This is a genomic window from uncultured Anaerovibrio sp. (genome assembly GCF_947302755.1).
Classification (GTDB): domain Bacteria; phylum Bacillota; class Negativicutes; order Selenomonadales; family Selenomonadaceae; genus Anaerovibrio.
In genome coordinates, this window is sequence record NZ_CAMYWM010000102.1 from 1 (window position 1) to 9,083 (window position 9,083).

Consider the following 9,083-nt stretch of genomic DNA (forward strand, 5'->3'; position numbering starts at 1 on the left):
GTTCGGGGTTCGAGTCCCCGGTGGGTCACCACTATGAACTTACCAGGTTGGATGCTGTTCCAACCTTTTTTTTATGTAAGAAGGGTGTGGATTATGAGGATTCTTATTACAAACGACGATGGGGTTCAGTCCCCGGGTATTGAGGCACTGGTCAAGCACCTATATACGGATCATGAGGTGGTGGTGGCGGCCCCGGCCAGCCAGCAAAGTGCCGTAGGACAGCGCATTTACGTGGATGAATATAAGTCCTTGATGGAAGCCTACGGCATAGAGGCCTATGGTATTGGCGGAACCCCGGCGGACAGCGTCAAGCTGTATTTGGAGGGCATCCTGAAAAATGATGAAAACAAATTCCCGGATTTGGTTATCTCAGGTATAAATGATGGCTCCAATCTGGGGACTGACCTGATATATTCCGGTACAGTGGGAGCCGCCAAGGAAGGCTTTATCCATAATATCAAATCCATAGCCGTTTCCCTCAACTATCATCCTGTTATGACCTTTGACCAGGTGGCCACTGAATTGGTGAAGAAGCTGCCGGAGCTTATAAAGCTGGAGGGGGAGGATAGAGAGTACCTGCTGAATATCAATTTCCCCGTTAAGCTGGCTGAGGATTTTCAATGGTTGTGGGCCTATCAGGGCATCCGAAATTATGAAAATGCCTATCTTCCCAAAAAAGATCAGTCTGGCCGCATCTTTTATATAGTGGAGGGGGACATAATCGACGAGGGAAACAGCCCGGTTTCCGATGTGGTGCTCTGCAACAAGGGTAATATTACTGTAACACCAATCCGCCTTAAGGTGGCTGACCACAAAATGTTGGCTGATAGGGCAGGAAAAGCTTTATAACTATACCGAATAATGATATAATTAATTATTAATGGTTGAAGCTTATCCATTGACTTCGTTCCCACCTTCCCTCCCTAGGGGCTGGCTCATTTCAGTGGCGTCCCGGAGGGGAAGGCAATGTAAATACCATTTAGGAGGCGTACTATACTATGGAATCAAAAATCAAAGACATTAAATTAGCACCTTCTGGACACGATAAAATTAATTGGGTAAAGAACTTTATGCCTGTTATGAAGGCCATAAATGATGAATATTCCGTATCCAAGCCCTTTGCCGGCAAGCGGATGGTTATGACCATGCACCTGGAGGCTAAGACCGCCTATTTGGCCCTGGTATTGAAAAATGCCGGTGCCGAGGTTATTGCCACAGCCTCTAATCCATTATCCACCCAGGACGATGTATGTGCAGCCCTGGTTGAAGGCGGTGTAACGGTTTTGGCCCACCACGGCTGTACCATGGAGGAATACGATGCATATATAGATTTGGCTTTGGATTCGGAGCCGGATATTATTATGGACGATGGTGGGGATTTGATTTCCCGTCTCCATAATGACCGTCGGGAGCTGTTGCCCAAGATTATTGGCGGCTCTGAGGAAACTACCACCGGCGTTCTGCGGGATAAGGCCCTGGAGGCTGCCGGCAAGCTGGAATTCCCTATGCTGGCCGCCAACGATGCCTATTGCAAATACCTTTTTGACAACCGGTACGGCACCGGCCAGTCCACCTGGGAGGGTATTACCCGGGCCACTAATCTGATTGTGGCCGGCAAAACCGTGGTCATCGCCGGCTATGGCTGGTGCGGCAAGGGTGGGGCCATGCGGGCCAAGGGCCTTGGGGCCAACGTTATCATCACCGAGGTGGATCCTGTAAAGGCCATTGAGGCCGTATTTGACGGCTTCCGGGTAATGCCCATGGATGAGGCGGCCAAGGTGGGGGATATTTTCCTGACCCTTACCGGCGATAAGGATATTATCCGTGAGCGTCATTTTGCTTCCATGAAGAATGGGGCTATTTTGGCCAATTCCGGCCACTTTGATGTGGAAATCAATATTCCGGAGCTGGAGGCCATGACGGAGTCCCGCAAGCAGGTGAAGAACGGTATTGAGGAATTCAAATTTGCTGATGGCAAAAAGCTTTATCTCTTAGGGGAAGGGCGTCTGGTAAATCTGGCCTGCGCCGATGGTCACCCGGCTGAGATTATGGATTTGTCCTGGGGTGTGCAGTTCTTCTCTGCCCTGTATATTTTAGAGAACCATGAGAAGCTGGAAAATAAGGTATATGTTCTGCCGGAGGAAATCGACCAGAAGATTGCCAAGCTTAAGCTGGCTGCCATGGGCATCGAGATTGACGAACTGACTCCTGAGCAGTACGCTTATCTGCATCAATGCTAAATATGCGTTAGGTATGTCAAATTCCTATGGGCTTCTAAAGGTTTTTAGAAGCCTCTTTTCTTATTTGAAAGGTTGGTGCTTAATCATGAAGCTATTTATATTTGCCATAGTATGTCTCCTTTTAAGCTGCAGGGGATCTGTTATAGCTGAGGCCGCCGCTGCTGGTGAAAAGCCCTTTTGGCAGGAAAAGCTGAGGGTATACAGTGAAATACCCTGTGTAAAGCAGGTTATTTTCGTCCAGTATAAGGGCAGCAGCAAGGCTGATGTTAAGCTGTATGAAAAGGATAATGACCAACAATGGAGTCTGGTATTAAAGTGTGAGGGTATCACCGGCAAAAATGGTTTAGGCAAGAAAAAGGAAGGGGATAAGAAAACGCCTGAGGGGGATTTCGGTATCTTTACTGCTGGGGGAATTAAGCCAAATCCTGGCACCAAGGCAGATTATCTCCTGTTTGATGAGCATATTTTCTGCGCCGATGGCCCCTATTACAATAAGCTGATTGACGATCGAAAAATTCCCAATGACGTGTTGAAAGCCTTGAATTTGGATCCTATGAACGATGGTGCGCCCCAATTTAATTATGGCCTGTTTTTGACCTACAATCGGGAGTGTGTACCAGGTCTTGGTTCATATATATTCCTTCACTGTCTGGGGGAATACGACTATACCCTGGGCTGTATTGCAGTTAGTGAGCAGGATATGATAAGGATTTTACAGCATGTGGACAATAATGTGCGCATATGCATATATCCGGCATAACGAGGCGGCTTCATGGATGAGTTTGATTTATTGGAAAACGATTTACGGGGCATGGTGGGCAATCACTATACCCAGGTACCGGGCTTGGGAGCGGTACTCATAAAGGAGGGTCGTCCCGTCTTTTCCTATTGTGGGGGCTATGGGGCCTTTGGGGCCGAGTCCAAGCTGTTCAAGGCCGATTCCCTGTTCCGCATTGCCTCAGTGTCCAAGCAATTTACCATATATGCCATTATGCAGCTGGTGGAGGCGGATAGGCTGGACCTGGATCATGATATCAGCGATTATCTGGGCTTTCAATTACGCCATCCGGCCTTTCCCCATAGCAAAATTACGGTGAGAATGCTGGCCAGCCATACCTCGGGCCTGCGGGATGGTATTGTTTATTGCATTCCGCCGGGATATTCCGTAAGAGCCTTTTTTATTCCCGAGGGGAAATTTTATGAGGAGGGGGCCCATTTTTCCCCGGCCAGTGAGCCTGTGGGGGAATATTTCTGCTATTGCAACCTTAATTATGGCCTGTTGGGCACCATAATTGAGGCGGTAACCGGCCAGCGCTTTGACCATTATATGCAGGCTCAGGTTTTGTCCCCGCTGGATATTGATGGGGGATATTTGCCGGGAAATTTATCCCTCAATGAATTTGCGGGCCTGGGGACCCTTTACCAAAAACGGGATATCCAGGGCCTCTGGCGGGACGATATGCCATGGCGGCCGGTAATGGATGATTTTCGGGGGGTGAAGCCGGCCCGGGATACAGTAACCATGCAAAATCCCTATGCCCTTCATGATGATCCCCGGGTTTATTCCCTGGACAATTATGTACCCGGCACCAATGCCACCCTCTTTGCCCCCCAGGGAGGCTTGCGCATCTCTCTGGAGGGGATGTACAATGCCCTAAGCATGCTGATGAACAAGGGGGAGTTCCGCGGCAATAGCTTCTTGTCGGAAACCTCCATAAATGAAATGACCAGGTCCCAATGGAGCTTCAACGGACACAACGGCGATACCGGTGACGATACCCTGTTGTCCTATGGCCTGGGACTGTATCAGATACGGGGTGATTCCCCGGCCCGGTTATGCCACCAGCAGGATATCTTCCTGATTGGTCATACCGGCCAGGCCTTTGGCCTGTATTCCGGTATGTTTTTTATCCCTGGCACCAGGGATGGCTTTGTATATATTATGAACGGCCAGGGCATGGCCGAGGAGGATAAGCGAAGTCATGGGGAGTTCAGCAATAATTTTATTTGGGAAGAAAAATTGACGGATGCTCTTTGTCAATTTCTGTAGCTGACATTTTATGCAGCTGACATTTTGGGGAGGATACCAAAGTGCTAAATTATCTAGGTAAGCGAATAATAAATTCGGTAATTGTGTTATGGATTGTTATGACCGTAACCTTTTTTCTTATGCATGCCATACCCGGTGGACCCTTTACTGCCGAGAAAAACCTGCCGCCGGCTGTCAAGGCCAATATTGAGGCCCGCTATAAATTAAACGATCCCCTGTCCACCCAGTATATTGACTACGTGGACAATATTCTGCACGGTGATTTGGGGCCCTCTTTTAAATACGTGGGTCGCTCCGTAAATGATATTATCGGCGAAAGCTTTCCCGTGTCCTTTGAATTGGGTATGGAGGCCATTGTGGTCTCCCTGTGCTTCGGCGTACCTGCTGGGGTATTGGCGGCCTTTCGGCGCAACCGCTGGCAGGATCGCACCGTTAATTTCTTGACCACCCTGGGTATTGCAGTGCCGGGCTTTGTTCTGGCGGCTTTATTGGTGGACGTTTTTGCCATGAAGCTGGGCTGGCTGCCGGCTGCCATGTGGAATGATTGGACCAATCGGATTTTGCCCACCATTGCCCTGGCGGCGATGCCCATGGCCTTTATTACCCGGCTGACCCGCTCCAGTATGCTGGATGTCCTGGGCCAGGACTATATAAAAACCGCCAAGGCCAAGGGCCTGGGTACAGGCTATATATTGTTTAAACATGCCCTGCCCAATGCCCTCATTCCGGTAGTAACCTATGTAGGGCCCATGGTGGCCAGTATATTAACCGGCAGCTTCGTTATTGAGACGATTTTTGCCATTCCGGGCCTGGGCAGTTATTTTGTTACCAGCATTTATAACCGGGATTATACGGTTATTTTGGGTGTAACCATATTTTACAGTGCCATTATTATTCTTATGAACATGCTGGTGGATATTATTTATCCCCTGCTTGACCCGAGAATTAAGCTTGAAGGAGGGGAGGAATGAACATGAATACACAATATGATTTTTCTCCCCTGGACCCCTCGGCATTGTCCCATAACCTTCAGGAGGACCGGAAAAGCTCCACCGGCTATTGGCAGGATGCGTGGATTCGCCTGAAAAAGGACCGGGCAGCCATGCTGGGCATGGGCTTTATCCTGTTTATGATGCTGTCGGCTATTTTTATACCCATGGTCTCCGGCATTTCCTATGCAGATCAGGATTTATCCCAAACCAATCTGCCTCCCTCCATGGAGCATTATTTTGGCACGGATAACCTGGGACGGGATATGTTTATCCGCGTCCTGTATGGGGCCCGGATATCCCTGTCCATAGGGGTGGTGGCCAGTCTCATAAACCTGTTTATCGGCGTGTTATACGGTGGTATTTCCGGCTTTGTGGGCGGCCGGACAGACCGTATCATGATGAATATCGTGGATATTCTCTACAGCGTGCCCACCCTGTTATACGTTATTTTGCTTATGGTGGTGTTTAAGCCGGGGCTGTTGAATATCTACATTGCCCTGGGCATCAGCTATTGGCTGCAAATGGCCCGTATCGTCCGGGGTGAGGTGCTGAAAATCAAGGAGCAGGAATTCGTATTGGCCGCCCGCAGTATGGGGGCCAGCTCCCGCCGCATCTTATTCAGGCACTTAGTTCCCAATGCGGTAGGCGTAATCATCGTTTCCCTGAGCCTGTCCATACCCGACGCCATATTCACCGAGGCCTTTTTGAGCTTCATCGGCCTGGGGGTGTCCGCCCCTATGGCCAGCTGGGGAGTATTGTGCAACGATGGAATTAACACCATGCGGGCTTATCCCTTCCAGCTCTTTTTCCCGGCGGTGGCCATTAATTTCTTCAGTGATGGCCTGCGGGATGCGCTGGACCCAAAGATGCGCCGTTAAGATAGGAGGAGCTAGAAACTATGGTTTTAGAAATTAAGGATTTATCCGTAGGCTTCCATACCTATCGGGGGGATATTAATGCCGTCCGGGGGGTCAGCCTCAGTGTAGGTGAGGGAGAAATCGTAGGGCTGGTGGGGGAATCCGGCTGCGGAAAAAGCGTAACTGCCCATGCGGTAATGGGCCTTCTGCCTCAGGAAAACTCCTTTATAAAGGAAGGCAGCATTAAGCTTTTAAATCAGGATATTACCCATATTTCCAATAAGGAAATGACAAAATATCGGGGCACCTCCATGGCCATGATTTTTCAGGACCCCATGACCTCATTGAACCCTGTATTGACCATTGGTCAGCAAATGACCGAAGGTATCATCAAGGCCCAGGGAATTAGTAAAAAACAGGCTCATGATACTGCGGTGGCCCTGTTAAAGCGGGTTGGCATACCCCGGGTGGAGGACCGGATGAAGGCCTATCCCCATGAATTCAGCGGCGGCATGCGTCAGCGGGTCATGATTGCCATGGCCCTTATTTGTAAGCCCAAGCTGCTCTTTGCCGACGAGCCTACCACCGCCCTGGATGTGACCATTCAGGCCCAGATTTTGGCCCTGCTGGAGGAACTGCGCCGGGAAATGAATATGTCCATTGTGCTGGTATCCCATGATTTGGGGGTTATTGCCCGTATTTGTGACCGGGTAAATGTGATGTATGCCGGACGAATTGTGGAGCAGGGCAGTGTCCGGGAGATTTTCCACAAGCCCCGGCATCCATATACCATGGGGCTGTTAAAATCCCTGCCCCGGGTGGATAATGATAATAGTACAGAGCTGCCGGTTATTGAGGGACAGCCACCGGATTTGCTGTATTCTATTGAGGGATGCAGCTTTGCTCCCCGCTGCAGTATGGCCATGAAGGTATGTGCCCAATGCCGCCCCATAGCACAGGATATTGGTGATAATCATTATGTGGAGTGTTGGCTGCCGGTGCGTGACAGAGAGGAGGGGCCAAATGAGTAGTAAGCCATTGCTTTCTGTAAGAAACATAACAAAGCACTTTGTGACCAAGAAGAGCTTTTGGGGACGCCCTAAGGAATACGCCTATTCACTAAACGGCATTTCCTTTGATATAAACCCGGGAGAAACCCTGGGGCTGGTGGGGGAATCCGGCTGCGGCAAAACCACCGCTGGCCGGACCATTATGGGAATTTATAAGCCCACTGCCGGTGAGGTTTATCTCCATGGGGAAAAGCTGGATTTGTCCAAGGGCCCGGATAAACGCATTCAGATGATTTTTCAGGATCCCTATGCCTGCCTTAATCCCCGGATGACTGTAGGGGAAATCATTGCCGAGCCCCTGGAAATAAATCGTGTATATGATAATGATAAGGCCAAAGGGGAACGAGTCTATGAATTACTGGAATTAGTGGGCTTGAGCCGGGAGCAGGCCAACCGGTTTCCCCATGAATTCAGCGGCGGTCAGCGGCAGCGTATAGGCATTGCCCGGGCTTTGGCCGTCAATCCGGATATCATTATTTGCGACGAGCCCATTTCCGCCCTGGATGTTTCCATTCAGGCCCAGGTGGTAAATCTTATGCGCAGGCTCCAAAAGGAGCTGGGGCTCACCTATCTGTTTATTGCCCATGACCTGGCTATGGTTAAATATATCAGCGACAGGGTGGCGGTAATGTATATGGGCTCAATAATGGAGCTGGCCGATGCCGAGTCCTTGTATACCAGCCCTATGCATCCCTATACCAAATCCCTGCTGGCCGCCATACCGGTACCGGACCCCAATGTGCGGCAGGATATTTCCCTGATACGGGGGGAGGTCGGCACCTATAACGGCCAGGGCTGTCCCTTTGCTCCCCGGTGTGAACAGGCATCGGAATTATGCAGGACTAAGTGCCCGGAGATAAAGCATATTGAGGGCCATCAGGTGGCCTGCCATCTGTATTAAGTTGTAACATTTTTTCTTTGGCAGGAAAATCATTTTTTGGCAAGAATAAAAAGATATAGTATAAAAGCATTAAGGGGGATAATGAAAATGAACAAGAAATTGTTAGGTCTTATGGGCGGTATGATATTAGCCACCGGGGTATTTATGCCTATGCAGGCCCAGGCTACGGACGTGACCAATCCAAATGTTGCAACGCCACCGGCCCGCAGTGTAAGCGTAAATGACCCTACAGGGTTCGTGGTGCTGTCTGATGTGGTGCCGGATATTATTCAGGAGGTCCGGTATTTTTCTACCTACAATTTTGTAGGGGATCGGATCAATGGCTACACCCAGCCCAGTATTTTGATGTCACGGGAGGCCGCCGAGGCCCTGAAGGCCGTGTCCGATGACGTGAAGCAGCAGGGCTATCGTCTGAAGGTATTTGATGCCTATCGTCCACAGCGGGCCGTGGATAATTTTGTGGCCTGGGCGGAGGATTTGGACGACAAGCGGATGAAGGACTATTTTTATCCCGAGGTGGACAAGACCAGATTGTTTGCCGATGGCTATATTGACGCCAAATCCGGTCACAGTCGGGGCTCCGCCATTGATTTGACCCTGTTTGACATGAATACCGGCAAGGAAGTGGATATGGGGGGCACCTTTGACCACTTCGGTCTGGAAAGCCATCCCACCTGGTGCGGTGACCCGGAAACCGGTACCTATACAGGGGATTTTGAGGGAGAGTTCATTCCAGAGGAGGAGCAAATTACCGAAGAGCAGTTCAACAACCGGATGCTTTTACGGGAAGCCATGATAAACCACGGCTTTGAACCAATAGATACAGAGTGGTGGCATTTCTTCCTGAAGAATGAGCCTTATCCACAGACCTACTTCAATTTCACCATTGACGATATGAAAAAATAAACGTAATGCGAAACCTTATTTCGCACTACGTCCTTACACGAACACTAAGCTCACACTGTGCCGTAGG

Annotated in this window: 9 protein-coding genes; all 9 read left to right on the forward strand. The window is 49.8% G+C overall.

The annotated features are described in order from the left end of the window. Window positions 1-93 precede the first annotated feature (93 nt). The 9 genes from surE to Q0Y54_RS09570 all read left to right on the forward strand — a co-directional run bounded on the left by surE (window position 94) and on the right by Q0Y54_RS09570 (window position 9,016). Window positions 94-849 (forward strand): 5'/3'-nucleotidase SurE, encoded by a 756-nt coding sequence (gene surE / locus Q0Y54_RS09530; protein WP_297966877.1) that lies wholly within the window; start codon window positions 94-96, stop codon window positions 847-849. 149 nt (window positions 850-998) lie between these two features. Continuing rightward, a complete protein-coding gene (locus Q0Y54_RS09535) occupies window positions 999-2,240 on the forward strand; it encodes an adenosylhomocysteinase (protein ID WP_297966880.1) in 1,242 nt (413 codons plus the stop codon). Window positions 2,241-2,325: 85 nt separating this feature from the next. Then, window positions 2,326-3,000 (forward strand): L,D-transpeptidase family protein, encoded by a 675-nt coding sequence (locus Q0Y54_RS09540; RefSeq protein ID WP_297966883.1) that lies wholly within the window; start codon window positions 2,326-2,328, stop codon window positions 2,998-3,000. A 12-nt stretch (window positions 3,001-3,012) separates the two neighbouring features. Then, the gene (locus Q0Y54_RS09545) at window positions 3,013-4,290 is read left to right on the forward strand and encodes a serine hydrolase (protein WP_297966886.1); all 1,278 of its coding nucleotides are present in this window, start codon (window positions 3,013-3,015) and stop codon (window positions 4,288-4,290) included. A 41-nt stretch (window positions 4,291-4,331) separates the two neighbouring features. Beyond that, window positions 4,332-5,261 carry an ABC transporter permease gene (locus Q0Y54_RS09550; protein WP_297966890.1) on the forward strand — a complete coding sequence of 310 codons (930 nt, stop codon included), beginning with the start codon at window positions 4,332-4,334 and terminating at the stop codon, window positions 5,259-5,261. Next, window positions 5,258-6,160 carry an ABC transporter permease gene (locus tag Q0Y54_RS09555; protein WP_297966891.1) on the forward strand — a complete coding sequence of 301 codons (903 nt, stop codon included), beginning with the start codon at window positions 5,258-5,260 and terminating at the stop codon, window positions 6,158-6,160. The genes Q0Y54_RS09550 and Q0Y54_RS09555 overlap by 4 nt, the downstream gene beginning before the upstream one ends. Window positions 6,161-6,180: 20 nt before the next feature. After that, on the forward strand, window positions 6,181-7,170 hold the full coding sequence (locus tag Q0Y54_RS09560) for an ABC transporter ATP-binding protein (RefSeq protein WP_297966894.1): 990 nt from the start codon (window positions 6,181-6,183) through the stop codon (window positions 7,168-7,170). Continuing rightward, window positions 7,163-8,110, forward strand: coding sequence for an ABC transporter ATP-binding protein (locus Q0Y54_RS09565; protein WP_297966897.1), 948 nt, complete (start codon window positions 7,163-7,165; stop codon window positions 8,108-8,110). Before Q0Y54_RS09560 ends, Q0Y54_RS09565 begins: the two co-directional genes overlap by 8 nt. An 87-nt stretch (window positions 8,111-8,197) precedes the next feature. After that, entirely contained in the window at window positions 8,198-9,016 is an 819-nt protein-coding gene (locus Q0Y54_RS09570) for a M15 family metallopeptidase (protein ID WP_297966899.1), read from the forward strand. Window positions 9,017-9,083 lie beyond the last annotated feature (67 nt).

Excerpts from the sequence above, each read along its gene's own strand:
- Q0Y54_RS09535 (WP_297966880.1), top strand. The coding sequence starts at position 999 with ATGGAATCAAAAATCAAAGACATTAAATTAGCACCTTCTGGACACGAT.
- Q0Y54_RS09570 (WP_297966899.1), top strand. The coding sequence starts at position 8,198 with ATGAACAAGAAATTGTTAGGTCTTATGGGCGGTATGATATTAGCCACC.
- surE (WP_297966877.1), top strand. The coding sequence starts at position 94 with ATGAGGATTCTTATTACAAACGACGATGGGGTTCAGTCCCCGGGTATT.
- Q0Y54_RS09540 (WP_297966883.1), top strand. The coding sequence starts at position 2,326 with ATGAAGCTATTTATATTTGCCATAGTATGTCTCCTTTTAAGCTGCAGG.
- Q0Y54_RS09565 (WP_297966897.1), top strand. The coding sequence starts at position 7,163 with ATGAGTAGTAAGCCATTGCTTTCTGTAAGAAACATAACAAAGCACTTT.
- Q0Y54_RS09560 (WP_297966894.1), top strand. The coding sequence starts at position 6,181 with ATGGTTTTAGAAATTAAGGATTTATCCGTAGGCTTCCATACCTATCGG.
- Q0Y54_RS09555 (WP_297966891.1), top strand. The coding sequence starts at position 5,258 with ATGAACATGAATACACAATATGATTTTTCTCCCCTGGACCCCTCGGCA.
- Q0Y54_RS09545 (WP_297966886.1), top strand. The coding sequence starts at position 3,013 with ATGGATGAGTTTGATTTATTGGAAAACGATTTACGGGGCATGGTGGGC.